We start from the raw sequence: 20,120 nt of genomic DNA, 5'->3' as shown, positions 1-20,120 counted from the left end.
CCCATGCCGCTCGCCGGGAAAATCAGACCGTTCACAAGAAAAAGAAGGCTCCATCAACTTGACGATGGGGCCTTCTGGTTTTTATACTCTCGCCTGCAAACAAGAAATGCGGAAGGTTACCTCGAACCACTCTTGGGCCTCACCAAACTCTTGGACTGCTCGCGGCCATGCCGGCAGTCTGTTTGGTGGGGTTATTTTTATGCCGCGACGCGGCGAAGGAGTGAGAACCATGGGTTTCCTTTCCAATCTCTTTGGCGGCAAGCAGGCCGCGGAAAAACCGCTTCCCATAACGAGAACGCTGTCGCGGAGCAACCCTCCACCGAGGACGCGCCGGCAGCTGCAACTGGCATCTCGGCGCTGTGCCCGGTTCCCGGCACCGCCATGGATATCGCCGAGGTCGCCGACCCGGTATTCTCCAGCAAGGCCATGGGCGACGGTATTGGCATCAAGCCCGTCTCCGGTGAGCTCGTCGCGCCCTTCTCGGGCACGGTCGAGGCGCTGTTCCCCACGTGCCATGCGCTCGCCATCAAGAACGAGAGCGGCGTGGCTGTTATGCTGCATATCGGTATCGACACGGTCGACATGAAGGGCGAGGGCTTCACCGCCCACGTCGCCCAGGGCGACTACGTCGAGCAGGGCCAGCTGCTCGTGACGTTCGACCGCGACAAGATTGCCGCCGCGGGTTACGATGACACCACGATGGTGATCGCCGCCGAGGTTCCCGCCGGGCTTGCCGTTGCTACGTGCGAGCCGGGCTCCGTCGCCTTCGGTGAGCGCGTGCTGAGCTTCGCCTAGGCGTATCGCCAAGACGGGCACGGGATACACGCGGGAGCGGTTATGGTCATCAAGCGCATTTACAACAACAATGTAGCCATGGTCGAGGACGAGGGCGTCGAGCGCATCGCCATCGGCCGCGGCATCACGTTCGGCCGCTCGCGCGGCGACGAGCTTGACACATCCGCCGTTGAGAAGGTATTCACCCTCGACGATCCCGATTCGCTCAACCGCCTCGAGCGTCTCATCAAGGGCATTCCCAGCGAGTATCTCTCCGTTGCCGAGGATATTGTCGCCATGCTCCGCGCGGAGCTGGGAAGCGATGTCGACGACAACGTCCTCATCGCGCTGACCGACCATATCTCCATGGCCATCGAGCGTGAGCGCGCTGAGGTTCCCTGCGACAATCCCCTTCTTATGGAGACTCGCCGGTTCTATAAGAAGGAGTTCGCCCTGGCCCTCCGCGCGCAGGACATCATCGAGGACCGCCTGGGCATTCGCGTATCCGAGGGCGAGGTGGGCTTCATAACGCTTCACATCGTGAACGCCACCATGCGGCAGCGCGCCGACCACCTCATGCTGTCCATCAGCATGATCAATGAGATTTTGGGTATCGTGGCCGAGGCATTCGACCTCGTGTACGACGAGGAGTCCATCCAATACGAGCGCTTCCTGCGCCACTTGCAGTTCTTCGCCCAGCGCGTGCTCGACAAGAGCGTCGTGCAGTCGGAGGACACCTTCCTGTTCCATTTGGGTAAAGACCAGTATCCCGCCGCGTTCGAGTGCACCGAGCGCATTGGCGGGCACGTGGCGAGCACCTACGGGTGCGCGGTCGCGGACGCCGAGAAGGGTTACCTGGTGTACCACATCATGAATCTCGTCAATGCCGCACGCGCCGAAGCGCCAGCGGCCCCATCCGCCGCCGAGTAGAGCGCGGGCAAGAAGAAAGGAGTTTTGGGTAATGGCAAATCTGAAGAGCGCGTTGGAGGTGTTTTCCAAGTCCATCGTGCAGCCGTTGATGTATCTTTCCGTGGCGGGTACCGTGCTGATCTTGGGCATCCTCCTCACCAACCAGACCATCGTGGCGGCCGTTCCGTTCCTGCAGCTTCCCGTGTTCGCCGTCAGCGGCAAGGTGATCTACAACAGCCTTATGTTCATCGTGAACAATCTGGCCGTGCTGTTCTGCGCGGGCATTGCGGGCGCCATGGCCAAGAAGGACAAGGGCCATGCCACTCTCATCGGCCTCATGTCGTTCTTCCTGTTCCTGAACGCCAACAACATCGTGCTCGAGGCGATGGGCATGCTCGCCGAGCCCACGCAACTCGGTCTCGTGGGCACCGGCCAGTCCTCCGTCCTCGGCATCCAGGTCCTCGACATGGGCGTGTTCGGCGGCATCGTGCTCGGTTGCCTTGCCGGCTGGGTGTTCAACAAGTTCGGTGGCAAGCAGTTCCCCGTGGCCCTGTCCATGTTCTCGGGCGTGCGTTTCCCCTTCCTCATCATGATCGTGATCTCCCTTGTTCTGGGTGCCGGTGCTTGCGTGGTGTGGCCGCCCGTTCAGGGCGCCATCGCGTCGCTCGCTGGCATGATCCAGGAGAGCGGCAGCATCGGCCTGTTCGTGTACGGCATGCTCAACAAGCTGCTTGTTCCTCTCGGCCTGCATCACCTCATCTACACCCCGTTCCAGTTCTCCGATGTGGGCGGCACCCTCGCCTTGGGTGAGACCGTCATCGCCGGCGCCTACCCCATACGCGTTGCCGAGATGGCCATGGAGGGCGTGCCCTTCTCTCCCAGCACCTACTTCAACAGCTACACCTTCAACAACCTGTGGCCGTACCTGGGCATCGGCGCCGCGTTCATCGTGACCGCCTATAAGCAGAACAAGGACAAGACCCGCGCCGTCATCATCCCGCTCATGATCACCGCGGTCCTCACCTGCATCACCGAGCCCATCGACTTCCTGTTCGTGTTCTCGGCTCCCGTCCTGTTCGTGGTCCACTCCATCCTGTCCGGTATCAGCCTCGTGCTGCTGCAGGTCCTCAACATCCCGGCTTCCACCGCGGGTGGCATCATCAACATCGTGGTGTCCAACCTGGTGCTGGGTGTCGAGAAGACCAACTGGCCCATGATGCTTGTGCTCGGCGTGGTCAATGCCGCCCTGTACTTCGTCATCTTCACCGTTCTCATCAAGAAGCTCAAGCTGCACACCCCGGGCCGCGAGGGCAATGAGGACGACGCCTCCGCCGTGGCCGCCCCCGACGCCGCAGCTCCGGCGGCCGCTGTCGACACCGCCGGCGACGATGCCATCCTCGACCTCATCAAGGGCCTGGGCGGCAAGGAAAACATCCAGTCCGTCGAGAACTGTTTCACCCGTCTGCGCGTGAGCGTCGCCGACGAGAGCCTCGTGAACGAGGACTTCATCAACCGCATGGAGAACAGCGGCATCGTGCGCAAGGGCAACGACGTTCAGATTATCTTCGGTATGAAGGTCGCCAGCGTGCGCGGCGCCGTCGAGGACGCGCTCGAGAAGATGTAATCGGCTCCCATACCGTCATGTTTCCCTAACGGCGGTGGGAAACCGGGGCCGGGCGCGCAAGCCCGCTCGGCCCCGCATGGGGGTGCCATCCGGGCACCCATTTAGGCAAGCGAAGTTCGCACTCGTAATTCGTGTCACGAAAGGAAGCGTTACTTCAATGATCATTACTCTGGCTGGTGGCGGCTCCACCTTCACTCCCGGCATCGTCAAGTCTATCGCCCTGCGCAAGGACGAGCTCGAGGTCGACGAGATCCGTCTGTACGACATCAACGAGGAACGCCAGCGCAAAGTGGGCGTGCTCGTCGACTGGATTTTGCATGAGGACCTCAAACTCGACATCAAGCTCACGGTGACCACCGACAAGGCCGAGGCCTTCACCGACGCCGATTTCGTGTTCGCTCAGATGCGCGTGGGCGGTTACGCCATGCGCGAGCAGGACGAGAAGATCCCGCTGCGTCACGGCTGCGTGGGTCAGGAGACCTGCGGCTGCGGCGGCCTCGCCTACGGAATGCGCACCATCTTCCCCATGATCGAGCTTATCGACGATGTGGAGAAGTACGCAAAGTCCAGCTACTGGATCTTGAACTACTCCAATCCGGCGGCAATCGTGTCCGAAGCCTGCCGCAAGATGCGCCCCAATGCCCGCATCATCAACATCTGCGACATGCCCATCGCCATCATCGACCTCGTGTGCGCCGCGCTCGAAATCAACAAGAAGGACGTTGAGTACGACTACTTCGGCCTCAACCACTTCGGCTGGTTCACCAGCATCCGCCACAAGGGCGAGGAGGTGCTCCCGCAGCTGCGCGCCTACATCAAGGAGCATGAGATCCTGCTGCCGAGCAGCTACCTCAAGGGCATGAGCTCGCTTATGAAGTCCAACACCGACAACGAGGACGAGAGTAAGCAGAATCGTCATACGAAGGGTTCCTGGTACTACGTGTGGAAGGGCGTCTACGAGATCATGGAGCTCTTCCCGGAGTACCTGCCCAACACCTATCTCAACTACTACCTGCAGCAGAAGGAGTTTGTGGAGCACTCCAACCCCGAGCGCACCCGCGCCAACGAGGTGGAGGAGACCCGCGAGGCCAATCTGTTCGCCGGTATCGACCGGTACGAGAAGACGGGTGAGATCGACGAGAGCACCTTCTACGCCGGCAGCCACGGTGACTGGATTGCCGATCTGGCCGTCGCGTTGAAGAACGACACCAAGGCCCGCTTCCTGGTGATCTGCCAGAACAAGGGCGCCATTCCCAACATGCCCTATGACGCTATGGTCGAGCTGCCCGCCTATATCGGCAAGAACGGCCCCGAGGTCATTTCCCGCGACAACATTCCGCTGTTCCAGCAGGGTCTCATGATGCAGCAGCTCAACTCCGAGAAGCTCGTGGTCGAGGCCTGCATCGAGGGCTCCTACGAGAAGGCGCTCCAGGCCTTCACGCTCAACAAGACGGTGCCGTCCATGACGGTGGCCAAGGAGGTCCTCGACGACATGATCGAGGCCAACAAGGACTTCTGGCCCGATCTGAAGTAAAGCGGATTCGAACCATCGCATATCTGGGTAGTTTTCCATAATGCGCTGCCCATCCCAGAGCGGGTCTTCCTTGGCGAAGGCCCGCTTTTTCAATTCGGTTGCTATTTCGATATTCGTCTGCTTCATAGCGGACGAGAATGCGTAAAATGCGTCCAATTGTTACCACCTTGGTGTAAGCAACGTTTTGGCACTTAACACCTAGGCCGCCATGCTGTGCATCTCTCTCGCAAATTTCAGTTAATTCGAAGCAACGTGTCAGATTGCTTCGCCGTCGTGGGTATCATGGGGCAAAACCAACCGCACGGAAACGGGGCTGCTATGTTGAACGAGACCATGTACGCATACGGCGCGGCAAGTTCGAAGATTCGCGAGATCTTCGCGTACGGATGCGAGCGCAAGGCCCAGATTGGTCCCGAGAACGTGTTCGACTTCAGCCTTGGCAACCCGAGCATCCCCGCGCCCGATGCCGTGCGCGCTTCCATTGAACGCTCGCTTGCCGAGCTGAGCCCCGAGGAGCTGCACGGCTACACGCCCGCGCCCGGCCTGCCCGCTGCGCGTGCCGCGGTGGCGGCGTCGCTCAATCGTCGGTTCGATACGGCGTATGAGGCCTCCGATGTGTTCATGACCGTGGGCGCCGCCGCCTCCATCTCCTGCACGCTGCATGCCCTCACCAACCCCGGTGACGAGGTCGTCGTGGTGTCCCCGTATTTCCCCGAGTACAAGGTGTGGATCGAGTCGTGCGGTTGCACGTGTGTGGAGGCACCGGCGAAGCCCTACACGTTCCAGCTCTCGGTGGGTAGCATCATGCGTGCCATCACCCCGCGCACGGCGGCCATCATCGTGAACTCGCCCAACAATCCCACGGGCGCGGTCTACTCCCGCGATGTGCTGGAGCGCCTTGCAAACTGCCTGCTCGAGGTGAATCGCGACCGAGAGGCCCCCATCTTCATCATCTCGGATGAGCCCTATCGCGAGATCACGTACGGTGCGGAGGTCCCGTGGGTTCCGTCCATCTACGAGCATACGGTGGTGTGCTATTCCTACTCCAAGTCGCTGTCGCTGCCGGGCGAGCGCGTGGGCTGGGTGCTCGTGCCCCCCAGCTGTCATGAGAGCGCCCGCGTCATGGCGGCGGTGGCGGGCTCCGCTCGCGCTCTGGGGTTCGTGTGTGCGCCGTCGCTGTTCCAGCGCGTGGTGATCGACTGCGTTGACGAGCCCTGTGATGTCGAGGCCTACGACCGTAACCGCCGCGCGCTCATGCATTCCCTGGGGGAGATGGGGTACTCAATGGTCGAGCCGCAGGGTGCCTTCTACCTGTGGGTTCGTGCGCTTGAGCCGGATGCCGAGGCGTTTTGCGAGCGCGCCCGCCAGTTCGAGCTGCTGCCCGTGCCGTCCGATAGCTTTGGCACCCCGGGTTGGGTGCGCGTGGGCTACTGCGTGAGCTACGAGACCATCGAGCGCTCGCTGCCCGCTTGGCAAGCGCTCATGGATTCGTATCGCTAGAACCGGGCTCCTCCGGGCATTGCGTCGCGCTGCTCGTTCGTCGCCATCTGCCATGCGTCCGTGCCCCAGATGCACGGGCGCTTTCCGTACGGGTATCATGTACGGAGTCCGCAATCGAGGAAGGCAGGCACCATGGCATACCGTATCTTGGGAGACGTCCACACGCACACGCTCTACTCGCGCCACGCGTATTCGACCATCCAGGAGAACGTGCGGGCGGCCTCTGCCGCCGGCCTCGAGATCTTGGGATCGACCGACCACTTGAGCAGCATGCTCCACCCCGAGCAGCATATTCGCAACTTCCAGTTCTTCCTCAACACGGTGATTTGGCCGCGAACCTGGGAGGGCGTCACCGTCTTGCACGGCTGCGAGGCGGACATCGAAGGGCTCGACGGGTCGCTGTTCGGCCAGGATATCCCCTGCCGCGAGAGCATCACCGGCGGCACGTATGCAAGCGAGCGCTCGCTGTTCGAGCGCGTGACCGAATCGGCGGACGGCCTCTCCCTGTGGACCATCACCTACAACACGGATTTTGCCAAGGGCTGCTCGATCTCCGACATCACCGACATGTACGTCGCCGTGCTTGAACAACCGCGTGTCTTCATCCTCGGCCACACGGGCCGTTCGGGCCTGCCGTACGACCTCGACACGGTGCTCGCCTGCGCCAAGGAGCACCATAAGCTCATCGAGGTCAACGAGCACTCGCTGGAGGGCGGTAGCAAGCACGAGGGCGTGTGCCGCAAGATCGCCGAGCGTTGCGCCGAGATGGGCGTGGGTATCGCCGTGTCGAGCGACGCGCACATCGCCCCGCAGATTGGGCGGTTCTCCGCGGTCGAGCGCATGCTCGAGGAGATCAATTTCCCCGAGGAGCTCATCATGAACCGCGGTCGCGAGCCGTTCCTGCGCGAACTTGCCGCCTCGGGTGTATGCGATCTGTCTCAGGTGCTGGGAGAGCAATCATAGCTTCTTAAGAAACCCCCACCAAAATGTAAGGTTTTCGTCACACGCCGAGCGAGCGCGCCTGATATTCTGAAGCCCGATGCGAGGGAGGCGGCTCATGGCAAGACGATCGGGCAGAGTGCGCGCGGTGCTGCGCCGCGTTCCGCTGGCGTGCCTCTTGCTGCTGCTCGCAGGGACGCTCACCGCTTCCGCTCGTCTGTATACGCGCCGCGTCCAGGAGTCTACGCGTGCGAACGTGACGGCTTCTTCCGCTCTGCCCGCGGCGTATGGCGAAGAGGCTCCGCTGCCCGCGCGTTTTAGCGCCGAGCTCACCTACACGAGCCTCGATGCTCCCGGCAGCGGGGAGGCGTCCACAAGCGTGACGTGGGATGATTCGTGGTTCACCGGAGACGAACATGTGTACAACCATGAGCTCGCGCGGGCGAGTTCCGTTTTGGCGGCCCTGGCGTATTCCGAGTCTGGTTATTACCAGTCGGGGAGCAACCAGCCCGCGTATATGGAAGAGGCTCTGGCGCAACTCGGCTTTGACGAGGTGTGCACCGATTCGTATCGGTTTCGCAGCGAGGTGCTGGACGAGGTCCTCAATCTGGTGACGGACGACGCCGACGGCGTGGCGTACACGATCGCCCGCAAACGTCTGGCATTATCGGGCGGTGACGGCCAAGAGGGCTCGCCCCGCGATGTGATCCTGGTGAGCATACGGGGAAGCTACGGGTCCGAATGGCTGAGCAACCTCGATCTCGCAACGGACGAGACGAGCGACCACGGCGGATATTGCCGTGCCGCGCGGGAGATCTGCGGTGAGGTGGCTGCATGGGCGGATGAGTCCGCTGGCGATGGCGCGGAGGTTTCGGTGCTGTTGGTGGGCCACAGCAGGGGCGGTGCAATCGCGAACCTCGCCGCCGCGGAAATCGACGACTGCCGGGCCGGGACCGTCACCTCATCTGTTGCGGGCGCCGATTCCCTCGCCGGCATTGACCGGGTGTACGCCTACACGTTCGCTTCTCCTGCCACCACGCTCAACGCCCAGGCGCACGATGCGCGATACGCCAATATCTTCAACATCGCGAATCCTTCCGACATCATGCCCTACCTGCCGTTGCGTACATGGGGATACGAGCGCTACGGCATCGACAAGGCACTCCCCGCGGTTGATGCAGAGGGATTCGATGAGCTCCGCACCGCGATGGAGCGCTTGTATGAGCAATCGGTTGGAGTGGCGTGCGGCGCCGACCCGTCCGACAAACACGTGGTCGATGCGGTGCTGACCGACGTCGCGCAGGGTATCGGGTCGGTTGAGGAGCTGGTGACCCCACGCGGTGCATGTGCGGTCTTTGCGTCCGTCGCCGCGCGCGTCGATCCGGTCCGCATGCTCTACAGCCATTATCCGAGTACGTACATCGCTTGGATGAACGCGATTGACGAGGATGACCTGACGGAGAGCGGTGCCGTTTAGATGTGCGCTCGCGTGAGGGTCGCAACCATCTCCGTATGGCTTGTGTGGGGGAAGAGGTCCACGGGCGTGAGGCGTTCAACGCGGTAACCGTTCTCGCCGAGAACCGCGAGGTCGCGCACATGCGTTACCGGGTTACAGCTGATGTAGACGATGCGCCGCGGGGCGAGCGCCGCTGCGGCTTCGATGAATTCCGGCGTCGACCCCGCCCGCGGAGGATCCATAACGACCACATCCACGTGCATGTGCGCGTCGGCGGCCTCTCTCATGTACTCGGTCGCGTCGCGGGCGATGAATTCCGCCGTGTCCGCCAGGCCGTTGATCTGCGCGTTCCGCACGGCGTCGCGCATCCCCTCCACATTGCGCTCCACGCCCACGAGGCGTATGCGAACGCCCTGTTTGCGGGCGTGAGCGGCCGCGGCGATGCCGATGGTGCCGCTGCCGCAGTACGCGTCGAGGACCACGGTGCCGTCTTGCAGGTCCATGCCCTCGATTGCCTGTAGGTAGAGCACTTCTGTCTGCTGCGGATTGACTTGGTAAAAGGAGACGGGGGAGATCTCGAATGTGCAGTCGAGCAGCTCGTCGCGCATGCGGGGCTCGCCGTGTAGGATGCGCGTTTCGCCACCCAGGATCGCGTTGGTAACGCGTGGATTGACGTTTTGGGCGATCGTCACCAGTTTGGGATGGGCTTGGGAGACGAGTTCGACAAGCTCCTCGAGGTGCGGCACCTCGCGCGTGCGAGTGACAAGGGTGAGCATCGCCTCCTTCGTGCGCCATCCGCAACGGAGCACGGCGTAACGAAGCTGGCCGCGGCGGAGGTCCTCGTCGTAAGCGGGGATGTTGAGTTCGGTTGCGAAACGCGCGACGTCGCCCAGGAGTTCACGCGCCCCGGGCGCTTCAACGGCGCAGGCGGGGCAGGGGACGATATCGTGCGTTCCCCGGGCGAAGAAACCGCTGCGTACTTCGCCACATGCGCCGGGGGCGAAGGGCGTGGCCGCTTTGTGGCGAAACGACCGCGGTGCCGGGAGTGGTGCATCCGCCACGGTGACGGGCCCCGTCTCGCGCGAGGGTCCTATGCCGAGTACGGGGTCGACATCGACACGCCATCCAAAGCGCTCGATGAGAGGCCGATACAGGTCGGACATGGCGAGCTGCTTGCGGGCGAGCTGCTTGCGGTAGGGGAGCCCCAGCCATTCGCATCCGCCGCATTGGCGCATGATCGGGCAGGGTGCCTTGCGATCCGCGGATGCCGGTTTGTTCTGCTTCGCCATGGGCAATCCATTCGCCAAAGAAGTTGGTACATTGAGGCCAGGCCCCATTGTACACATCTCATGAGGTGGCCCCGTAACAGAGCGGCAATCTCGATGGTGTTCCTTGCGCTTCGTCAAACTAAAGTGTTATTCTTCCAACCGTTGACCATCACACTTTAGTTAAGTAAAGTGCATACAGGGGAAAGGACACAGTATGAATAAGGACCAGAAGACCCTCTCCGTGACCGCCGCCCGCTCCATGACGCGTCGCTCTCTTGTGGCGGGCGTCGCCTCTGCTGCCCTCTCGCTCACGCTGCTTGCCGGCTGCGGTGGCACGCCGGCCGCCACCAACGAGGGCTCTAGCGCCGGCTCTGCCACCAAGGCAGCGGCGGATACCTCCGCTGCGGCCACGGGCAAGCTGATTGTGGGCTTCGACCAGTCCTACCCGCCCTATGGCTATGTGGGTGATGATGGCGAGTACACCGGCTTCGACCTCGATCTTGCCCAGGCGGTCGCCGAGAAGGAGGGCTGGGAGATCAAGCTCGAGCCCATCGACTGGGACGCCAAGGACACGTTGCTCGACTCCGGTGCCATCAACTGCATCTGGAACGGGTTCACCATGGAGGGCCGTGAGAAGGACTACACCTTCTCCGATCCCTACATGCTCAACGCACAGGTCATCGTGGTTCGCGCCGACAGCGGCATCGCTTCGCAGGAAGACCTCGCCGGTAAGACCGTCGTGACCCAGGTTGACTCCGCCGCCGAGGATGTGCTCGAGGGCGATGCCGCCGACCTCGCCGCCACCTTCGCCTCGCTCGATACCATCGGCGAGTACAACACGGCGTTCATGCAGCTCGAGTCCGGCGCCGTCGACGCCGTCGCCTGCGACCTCTCCATCGCGCGGTATCAGATGGCCGCCAAGCCCGATGCCTATGGCATGCTCGACGAGTGCCTCTCCGAGGAGAACTACGCCGTCGGCTTCAAGAAGGGCGACACCAAGACCGCGAAGGCCGTGACTGAGGCGCTAAAGGCGCTGTACGAGGACGGTACAGTCGAGACGATCGCGGCCAAGTACGCTGATCAGGGGCTGAGCATGGACAACTGGCAGCTCAAGTAGTCGGCTTTCCCAGGCACCCCACCTCCGGCCGAACCCAAAGGCTTATGTACGCCCGGAACCCCCGCCATTGGGTTCGGCCGGATCTGGGGCACCTGGGAAGCCCGCTGGTGATGGGCGCTCTTGCGTTCGGGCGAACCTGGGGCACCTGGAAAAGCCTTGCGCGTTGCTTGGGCCGTATCCGCACACCGCGCCTTTGCGTTCGCGCCGATCTGAGGCACCTGGAAAAGCCGTTCGCGTGGTTGGAGGCGCGATTGCCTGCTGCGGAGGGCGTTTGCATGGTAGAGTCGTTCAGGCGGTAGAAACAGACCGGGAGATATCTTGGAAATCACGACTATGGTTCAAATGCTGGGAGAGGGCTTTCTCACCAGCTTGCAGATCTTCGCGTTTACGCTCATCGGTGCGCTTCCGCTTGGCGTTCCGGTGGCGTTGTTGCGCGTGAGCCGCTTCAAGGTCGTGCGCGGGATCACGCGCGCCTATATTTCGGTTATGCGTGGCACGCCGCTCATGCTGCAGATGTTCGCCATTTACTTCATGCCGTATTACGTGTTCGGCATTCAGCTCACCACAGACTCCAAGTGGCAGGCGGCCATCGTCGCGTTCATCATCAACTATGCCGCGTATTTCGCCGAGATTTATCGCAGCGGCCTGCAATCCATCCCCCGCGGCCAATATGAGGCCGCCGAGGTCTTGGGGTATTCCAAGGCGCAGACCTTCCTCTACATCGTGCTGCCACAGGTGGTCAAGCGCATCATGCCGGCGATTGGCAACGAGGTCATCACGCTGGTGAAGGACACGTCCCTGGCATTTGCCATTGGCGTGGGCGAGATGTTCTCCACCGCCAAGGCCCTTGTTGCCTCGCAGGTGAGTATGGTGCCCTTCGCAATCGCCGCCGCGATCTACTGGGTCTTCAATTTCGCTGTCGAATTGGTGTTGGGCCGCATCGAGAAGATGCTCTCCTACTACCACGACTAGCTTTGACGCGCGCATCGTCTAAGGTCCGTGCGCTGCATCCGCCCTCGGCAATTTCAAAGGGGTTCATATGCCTGTCGTATCTATGAAAGACGCTCGCAAGGCATTCGGGGGTACCGAGGTGCTGCGCGGCATCTCGCTCGAGGTTGAGCGCGGCGAGGCCGTTGCCATTATCGGCCCATCCGGCGGCGGCAAGTCCACGTTGCTGCGCTGCATGACGCTGCTCGAGACGCTCGATGGCGGCGCCCTGTCCTATGGTGATCTTGCCGTTGCGACGGAAGGCGCCTCCGGTAGGTCGGTCTACGCCAAGGGGGAGGCGCTCAAGCAGGCGCGCGGCAGATTCGGCCTGGTGTTTCAAAACTACAACCTTTTCCCGCACTTCACGGTGATGCGTAACATCACCGATGCCCCGTTGCGCGTGCAGAAGCGCCCGGCGGGGGAGGTAGAGCAGCGCGCCCGGGAGCTCATTGCCAAGATGGGGCTCGAAGGGTGTGAGGACAAGGTCCCCTGCCAGCTCTCCGGTGGCCAGCAGCAACGCGTGAGCATCGCCCGCGCACTGGCCATGAACCCCGAGATCCTCTACTTCGATGAGCCCACAAGCGCGCTCGACCCCGAACTCACCGCTGAGGTCCTGCGCGTGATCAAGGGCCTTGCCGCCGAGCAGATGACCATGGTTGTGGTGACACACGAGATGAACTTTGCGCGTGAGGTCGCCGACCGCGTGGTGTTCATGGACGGCGGCGTGATTGTGGAGGAGGGCCCCGCCGAGCAGGTGATCGACGCCCCCCGCGAGGAGCGTACCCGTGCTTTCCTGACTCGCGTGGGCGAATAGACGACGCCTAGGATCTCCCGGACGGCGCGCGCTTCCGCTCGCGGGAGTGGCGGGCGGGCACCGCATGCTTTGATAGGATGGAGTGAGCAGTTACACCCGCCCGATCGTGCGGGAGAATGGGAGCGGTCGCCATGTCGGATAAGCTGTTCAAACTTCCCCTGTTTGCCAAGACCACGCAGCTCAGGGAGCTCCCCGGGCAGGAGCGGGGCCGCGTGTTCATGATCGTCGAATCGATCAGGCCCCAGCCCGAGAAGAGCATGGGCTACCTAGTCGAGCCGGTGGCATCACGTAAAGTCAAAATCCACGCCTGGCTTGCCCTCGGGGGCGCTGTCTACGAATGCGACGAGCCTCTATCCGAGCGCCCCTCGCGCGACGCCGATGCGGGGATGTCCAAGGACGACGAGGGCGACGTGTTCTTCTACGTTCGCCCCGAGGGTAGGCCGGTCAAGGTCGTACGATTCACCCAGCGCCCTCAGGACTATAAGCTCACGGTTGCCACATCGATGAACGATATGGGCGCATATGGCAAGGGGGCATACGACATCGATGAGATGGGCGCCGCGTGCTTTGTGCTGTACCACGTGTTGTCAAAGGAGCGGGGCGACGCCAGCTCGTTCTTGACCGTTGGCGACATCCTCGACGGCATGATCGGCTCCGCGTATCCCGATGCGCTCGATGAGATCGTGTATCGCGGCAGGCGCGAGGGCGCGAGTGATTTCGAGCGCTTCGCTTTCCGCACGTTGATGGATGCCGGTGCCGAGGGCGTGCGCCCAATCGCCGCCGCGCACGACATCGACCTGCGCCGGCTCGGCTCGACGGGCCTGTTTTGGACGGGCTGCGACAAGCGCGAGCTGACCCCACAGCAGGTGGACACCCTCCAGGCGGTGGAGGGCGCGCTCAATCGCCTTGTGTTCATGGAGCATTATCTGGGTGAGGAATCCTCGCCCATGGTGGGGGCCATCAGCGAGCATGAGTGCGAGCGGGCGGCCCTCCAGTCCCTGAGCTCCTTTGCCGAGGTGGCCCGCACCGCGATCCGCGCGAGCGACCGCAAGAGTGACTACAGCAGCCTGCTTGGTACAGATGCCGCGCGCGGCGGAGAGTGGGACGTGCGCACTCGTTTCGCCGCGGCGGCGGAGGGGCTGCGCGCGCCGTTTGGCTTCGACTACCTGTTCGGCTGCGATGCGTCGGCGGGCGTGTTCTCCATCGATGTCACGGTTCCCGTAGCGAGTGCCTTTCCGGCGTCTGGCACTGCGCTGACGTGCGATGACATGCAGGTGGCCTACCTGCTCCGCCTGAGCATGGCGCTCGCCGCCATCGCCTTCGGATCCAGCGTCGGCGTCATTCGTGCGGTGGTGACGACGCACGAGCGCGACATCGACGGAGCGGTGGTGTGCTCGGCCGAATTCAGCCGCCAGTTGTTCACCATGGAGACGGTGCCGGCAATCCAGACGGGTGCGATCCTCGAGGCGTCGCTGTCCGTCGAAGAGCTCATCAAGATGCTCTCGCTTCGCGCCATCAACATGGAGCGGGACGTGGACGGCTCGCTTGCACCGGTCGAGCGCATCGATGCCGGCCTGCCCAACCGCGATATCAAGATGGCGAACGACAAGCGTTCGCTCCCTGCGCACCTGGTCGGCCCGCTGCGCGCCAAGACCGTCGCCGAGCTCGATATCTTCGACGTGGGCGATGATCCCCTGCGCGACAGGTATCGCGAGCTTTGCGACAGGGTGCACGAGCAGGCTGCGCAGGGCGATGCCGCCGCGGCGTCGGCGACCGCGGAGGTCTCCGACATCATCGCCGCTTACGATGCCGCGGACGTACTGCAAGAGAGCGATGCGCGCCCGTTGTACTGCTCGAACATGATTGCACGCATCGCAGTTGGGCTGTTCGACGAGGATCCTTCGACGACGTATCGCAAGATTCCCGATACCGCGTTCGACGCGCGCTCCCTGCTATGCCGCCTATACCGTGACCAGGGAAACAACGAGGACGCGATTCGTTTGGGCGAGGAACTTGTCCGGTTGGCGCCTACATCGTTCGCCTCATACCACACGCTTGCGTTGTCGTATCGCGAGGCCGGTCGTGACTCCGATGCGGCCCGCGTCATCCTCGACGGCATGCGCGTCGCGGTGGATCCCAACGATATCGCCTGCGGTTACTACCGCTTGGGCTTCCTCTTCTGGCAGGGTGGCGATCCGTCGCTCGGCCTTGCCTGCTATGCCATGGTGGCTCGCGACTCGTTCTTCTATGGCGAGACGCAGGCGGAGATGCGCGAGCTCATGCAAGAGGCGCACCTGGGCCGTCCCCCGGCGCGCGACGAGGCGGTGGCCCTGCTCCGCGCCGAGGGCGTACCGGTGGCGCCGGTCAGCCAGCTGCGGGATCAGGCGGCGATGGCGGCGATAGGCCTGGTTGACGCCGGTATCTTCAATGCGGCCACCGCGCTCGTGCACTTCCTGTCCACGTTTGACGTGGCTCCCAACAGTTTCGATGTTCTCGCATCGGTGCGCCGTTCGCTGATGCAGGGGTAGCTGCAGGCTCTCTCAGAATGCGATTTGGTTCACCCGGCGTTTGTCCCGTTTGCGCCCGTGCCGCTTCTCGATAGCTTGTATCGCTCGTCAAGCCCTTTACCGTGCCTGAGTGCACGCTGGTCGAAAGGCCAATAAATCCGCGTGTAAAACTGGGTAGGCTCATGCCATACGGCTGTCGTGCGGGGATGCACAGGGCACCTCGCACGCATTTTCGGCGCGCTCGCAGCGCGCTGGGAAAGGGAGGTGTCCCATGGGTGCGCCCAAGACTGGCAATGTGAGGAACGTGGTGCTCGTAGGCCAAGGCGGGGTGGGCAAGACCTCGCTCGCGGAGGCCATGCTCCACCTTTCCGGCAAGACCGCTCGCCTGGGCGGTCACGGCGGCACCAAGCCCACGCTCGATTACGATGCCGAGGAGGTCAAGCGCGAGTTCTCAATCTCGACCTCCATCGCGCCGATCGACTGGAAGAACGCCCGCATCAACGTGCTCGACGCCCCGTGCTACCCCGATTTTATCGGCGACGCCTATGCGGCGATGAGCGTGTGCGAGACGGCCCTGTTCGTGGTTGACGCCGCCGAGGGCCCGCAGCCCACTACCGTCAAGCTCTGGTACGCGGCCGAGGATCTGCGCCTGGCCCGCGCCGTGTTCGTGAACCGCGTGGACAAGGAGAACGCCGATTTCGACATGTGCCTCGAGATGCTTCGCGAGCGCTTTGGCACGCGCCTGGGTGCCGTCACGCTCCCCTGGGGTACCGGCGAGAACTTCAACGGCATCATCGACCTCGTGCGCATGAAGGCCCGCCATTGCGATGGCGCCAAGCAGACCGAATCGGAGATTCCCGAGGAGCTCCGCGACAGCGCCGAGGCCGCCCACGAGACCCTGTGCGAGCTCGTGGCGGAGGCCGACGACGACCTCATGGAGAAGTACCTCGAGGGCGAGCCTCTCACTCAAGAAGAGGTCGAGGGCCTGCTCGCCAAGGCGATCGCCAAGCGCCTGTTCGTCCCCGTGTTCGCCGGCTCCTGCATCAAGGAGCAGGGCGTCAACTCCCTCATGGACGATATCGCGACCTACTTCCCCGCGCCCACCGATTACGGCGAGATGCCGCTCATCGACGGCGACACCCTCAAGATTTCCAGCGAGGATGAGCGCCCCGTCGTCTTCGACTTCAAGACCCTGAACGATCCCCAGCAGGGCCGCCTGTCCTTCCTCAAGGTGCTCACCGGCACCATCGAGCCCGGCATGGAGCTCGTCAATGCCCGCACCCGCAAGGGCGAGCGCCTCACGCACCTCTACGTGATGTGCGGCCGCGAGATGACCGAGGTCGGCCACGCCTACGCGGGCGACATCATCGTGGTGCCCAAGCTGAGCGCCGAGACGGGCGACACCCTGTCCGTGACCGGTAAGGTCGAGGCGGCGGCGTTCGCGTTCCCCAACTCCCAGTACCGCATCGCCATCGAGGCGGAAAACCGCTCCGACGAGGACAAGCTCTTCACATTCATCGAGAAGGCGTGCGAGGCCGACCCGACCATGAGCATCGACCGTGACGAGGAGACCGCTCAGACCATCATCTCGGCGGTGGGCGAGGCCCAGGTGAGCGTGCTACTCAACCGCTTGGAGGATCGCACCAAGGTCGCCGCGCACATCGTCCCGCTGCGCATTCCCTACCGCGAGACCATCCGCCGCGTGGCGAGCGCCCAGGGCCGCCACAAGAAGCAGACCGGCGGCGCCGGGCAGTTCGGCGACTGCTACCTGCGCGTGGAGCCGCTGCTCGACGGCACCGAATATGAGTTCGTGGACGAGGTCGTGGGCGGTCGCATCCCGCGCGCGCTCATCCCCGCGGTGGACAAGGGCGTCCAGGAGACCATGAAGGACGGTGTGATCGCGGGCTATCCGCTCACCGGCATCCGCGTCGCCTGCTACGACGGTTCCTGCCACCCGGTCGACTCCAACGAGATGGCCTTCCGCACCGCTGCGCGCATCGGCCTCAAGAAGGCGTGCGAGGATGCCGATCCCGTGGTGCTCGAGCCCATGGAGAACATCAAGGTGACGATCCCCGAGAGCTACGCCGGTGCGGTCATGGGCGATGTTTCCGCCAGCCGCGGTCGCGTGACCGGCATGGATTCCAACGACCGCGGCGAGACTGTGGTCACCGCGACCGTGCCGTATGCGGAGCTCGTCGACTACGCCACGCGCCTGCGCTCGCTTACGCGCGGCACCGGTGACTTCACCATGGAGCCCGCCGGATACGAGCAGGTGCCCTACGACGTGCAGCAAAAGCTCGTGGAGATCTACGAGCACAACCGCGCCCAGGGCAGGTAGTTCGGGCGACACGCGTGGCAATGCATCCACGGTGTGATTGGTGAGAGGCGGGCGCATCCAGCGGTGCGCCCGCCTTGCCTCAATATGGGGACAGGCACTCATTTGAGGTCTCGCCCGAGGTCGCCCGCCGTGAATAAAAGCCTTACGTTCCTGAATTAGTCCTGACATTCTTTACCGTAACCTTTCCTTGAGCTGACGGCACGGCATGCAGCTAGCTAACAGATGTCTCCCATACTGAACGCGGTGGTCGCCATAGCGACCCTTTTGTTGCCGTTTTCGTCGATGGGAGTCGATGCATGCTGGAAAAGGAAATCAGTCGCAGGAATTTCGTTCGGTTCTCGGTGGTCGGGGCGGGCGTCACGGCTGTCGCGATGTCCGCCGATCCGCATGAGGCGGCGGCCGAGACGATCGAGGCTGGCACGGATTACCCCAACCAGATCAAGATCGTGCACCTTTCCGACGTGCACTACTTCTCCCAGAAGCTGTACGCGGATTGCGATGACTTCACGATCGCCGAGAACTCCGACCGCAAGATGTTCCGCGAGTCAGGCGCCATCGTTGATAAGGCCCTCGCCGAGATCGTGGCGTATCAGCCCGATCTGGTGATCATTTCCGGCGACCTCACGAAGGACGGCGAGCTCGTCTGCCATCAGGACATGCACGAGAAGCTCGCGGCGGCCAAGAAGCAGCTGGCGAATGCCGGCAAGCAGGCCATGTTCTGCGTGATCAACGGCAACCATGACATCAATAACGACGACAACGGCCGTGATTTCTCGAGCGGCAAGGCGGAGCACACCGACCTCGTCGACCCGCTCGCGTTCAAGGAGCTGTACGCCGATTGCGGCTACGACGACGCGATCGCAAAGTTCGATGAGGGCGGCAGTCAGGGCGGCAGCCTCTCCTACGTGGTGCGCCCCGCCAAGGGCGTCACGCTCATCGTGGTCGACTCCGGCAAGTATTCCGCCGACCAGAATGGGCTCGGCCGCGATGAGCACGTCACGTCTGGTGTGGTGGGGGAGAAGCTGCTCGCGTGGGTGGAGAGCCAGGCCAAGCAGGCCCGCGCGGCCGGGGATATCGTGTTCGTGACCCAGCACCACGGTGTGATCCCGCACTTCTCCATGGAGCCCGAGCTCATGGGCGAGTACCTGGTCGATAACTACGAGGATTGCCAGCTCCGTTACGCCGATGCGGGAGTCTCGGCGGTCTTTACCGGCCATATGCACGCCAACGACATCGCGAGTATCACCACCGAGGCGGGCAACACCCTCTACGATATCGAGACCTGCGCGACCGTGACCTATCCGAGTGACATCCGCTTCGCCACGCTCTCTTGGAAGCGCGAGGAGGGGACGGCGAATGTCGAGGCGACTCTTGCCGTCGAGAACCACCCGCTCGGTTCGGTGGACTACGTCGATTTCGACAATGGCGCGACCACGCGGATTCCCGACATCACGGCGTATGGCGAGGAACGTCTCCTTACCGTCGACGTGATCAAGACCATGATCGCCGATGCCCTGGTGTCGCCGGAGATCGACGATATGGTTGCGAACGGGGGCGTCAAGCCCGCGCTGGCCGGGCTGCTGGGCGGCCTGAATGTGGGCGATGGCACCGCCGACGGCCTCGACCCGGCGCTGTTCAACATGCTGCTCACCATGCTGCCGCAGTCCCAGGACGAGGCGCTTGCCGTCGTGCTCGGAGACTTGAGCTTCCTTCTCAAGAGCTACGGAACGCTCGGCATCTGGTCGGACGCGGCCCAACAGCGAATCATTCTCGAGCAGCTGGATGGGGTGACGAGTTCCGCGCAGGTGCTCGCGCTGTCTCCCGACCCGTCGCTGGCCGCCGAAATCGAAGCCGTTGCTGCTTCGGTTCCCATGGCCGCTGCGGGATACTGGTCGTACTACATCGACGCTACCTCGTTTGCGAAGTTCATGGCAACGCTGTATGCCAATATCGATACGCAGCTCTTGCAAGAGGGCAAGGGCGATACCTTGAACCTCCTGCGTTCTTTGATTGAGGTGCTGGTCAACGAGCAGGTTTCGGATGACGGCAAAATCCTGTTCGACCTCATCAAGTTCGCCTATGGCGATCACCTCTACGGTGACGAGACGTGCCCCGACTGGGTTGAGGTGTCGGCCGCGAACATGCAGTTGACCGGTTCCGATTCCGAGGGGAATCCGACAGCGGACGGATCGCTCATCAGCTATTTGCGCGGTACCATCAACAATGAGGAGAACTTGAAGGCGCTCACCACCTTGCTCAAGAAGGTGAAGTTCAAGCTTGGCGACCTGTGCGTGAAAGACCAGGGCAACGGCCCCATTACCCTGATCGGTATCGTTGCTTCGAATGTGGGATC

At 62.9% G+C, this 20,120-nt stretch carries 14 protein-coding genes; 13 read left to right on the top strand and 1 reads right to left on the bottom strand.

The annotated features are described in order from the left end of the window. Positions 1-3 precede the first annotated feature (3 nt). The 7 genes from ACT8II_RS01995 (at position 4) to ACT8II_RS01965 (ending at position 8,757) form a co-directional block, all read left to right on the top strand. Positions 4-795: a PTS sugar transporter subunit IIA gene (locus tag ACT8II_RS01995; RefSeq protein WP_443812894.1), complete on the top strand. Its 792-nt coding sequence runs from the start codon at positions 4-6 to the stop codon at positions 793-795. A gap of 42 nt (positions 796-837) precedes the next feature. Beyond that, positions 838-1,704: a PRD domain-containing protein gene (locus tag ACT8II_RS01990; RefSeq protein WP_294121570.1), complete on the top strand. Its 867-nt coding sequence runs from the start codon at positions 838-840 to the stop codon at positions 1,702-1,704. Between the two features lie 31 nt (positions 1,705-1,735). After that, positions 1,736-3,307: a PTS transporter subunit EIIC gene (locus ACT8II_RS01985; RefSeq protein ID WP_118652281.1), complete on the top strand. Its 1,572-nt coding sequence runs from the start codon at positions 1,736-1,738 to the stop codon at positions 3,305-3,307. A gap of 157 nt (positions 3,308-3,464) precedes the next feature. Next, positions 3,465-4,841: a 6-phospho-alpha-glucosidase gene (locus tag ACT8II_RS01980; RefSeq protein ID WP_294160029.1), complete on the top strand. Its 1,377-nt coding sequence runs from the start codon at positions 3,465-3,467 to the stop codon at positions 4,839-4,841. A gap of 318 nt (positions 4,842-5,159) precedes the next feature. Then, entirely contained in the window at positions 5,160-6,341 is a 1,182-nt protein-coding gene (locus ACT8II_RS01975) for a pyridoxal phosphate-dependent aminotransferase (protein ID WP_118652287.1), read from the top strand. 132 nt (positions 6,342-6,473) lie between these two features. Then, positions 6,474-7,304 (top strand): PHP domain-containing protein, encoded by an 831-nt coding sequence (locus ACT8II_RS01970; RefSeq protein ID WP_443812893.1) that lies wholly within the window; start codon positions 6,474-6,476, stop codon positions 7,302-7,304. 94 nt (positions 7,305-7,398) lie between these two features. Beyond that, entirely contained in the window at positions 7,399-8,757 is a 1,359-nt protein-coding gene (locus ACT8II_RS01965) for a lipase family protein (protein WP_412107930.1), read from the top strand. On the opposite strand, the gene rlmD is transcribed toward ACT8II_RS01965, so the two are convergent. Then, positions 8,754-10,025 (bottom strand): 23S rRNA (uracil(1939)-C(5))-methyltransferase RlmD, encoded by a 1,272-nt coding sequence (rlmD, locus tag ACT8II_RS01960; protein ID WP_294121579.1) that lies wholly within the window; start codon positions 10,023-10,025, stop codon positions 8,754-8,756. The two genes, ACT8II_RS01965 and rlmD, sit on opposite strands and share 4 nt — an antisense overlap. A 193-nt stretch (positions 10,026-10,218) precedes the next feature. Between rlmD and ACT8II_RS01955 the strand changes: the two genes are divergently transcribed. The 6 genes from ACT8II_RS01955 to ACT8II_RS01930 all read left to right on the top strand — a co-directional run. Then, the gene (locus ACT8II_RS01955; RefSeq protein ID WP_294121581.1) at positions 10,219-11,121 is read left to right on the top strand and encodes an amino acid ABC transporter substrate-binding protein; all 903 of its coding nucleotides are present in this window, start codon (positions 10,219-10,221) and stop codon (positions 11,119-11,121) included. Between the two features lie 318 nt (positions 11,122-11,439). Beyond that, positions 11,440-12,093: an amino acid ABC transporter permease gene (locus ACT8II_RS01950; protein WP_118652299.1), complete on the top strand. Its 654-nt coding sequence runs from the start codon at positions 11,440-11,442 to the stop codon at positions 12,091-12,093. 67 nt (positions 12,094-12,160) lie between these two features. Continuing rightward, positions 12,161-12,922 carry an amino acid ABC transporter ATP-binding protein gene (locus tag ACT8II_RS01945; RefSeq protein WP_294121582.1) on the top strand — a complete coding sequence of 254 codons (762 nt, stop codon included), beginning with the start codon at positions 12,161-12,163 and terminating at the stop codon, positions 12,920-12,922. A gap of 131 nt (positions 12,923-13,053) precedes the next feature. Continuing rightward, positions 13,054-15,450: a tetratricopeptide repeat protein gene (locus tag ACT8II_RS01940; protein ID WP_443812892.1), complete on the top strand. Its 2,397-nt coding sequence runs from the start codon at positions 13,054-13,056 to the stop codon at positions 15,448-15,450. 250 nt (positions 15,451-15,700) lie between these two features. Then, a complete protein-coding gene (locus tag ACT8II_RS01935; protein ID WP_443812891.1) occupies positions 15,701-17,767 on the top strand; it encodes an elongation factor G in 2,067 nt (688 codons plus the stop codon). A gap of 296 nt (positions 17,768-18,063) precedes the next feature. Then, positions 18,064-20,120: metallophosphoesterase family protein (locus tag ACT8II_RS01930; protein ID WP_443812890.1), on the top strand; the 2,057-nt coding region annotated here is incomplete at its 3' end.

It is taken from the genome of Collinsella sp., assembly GCF_052346665.1.
GTDB lineage: Bacteria > Actinomycetota > Coriobacteriia > Coriobacteriales > Coriobacteriaceae > Collinsella.
The sequence above is the reverse complement of the archived record's forward strand: the minus strand, read 5'-3'. Positions and strand labels throughout refer to the sequence as shown.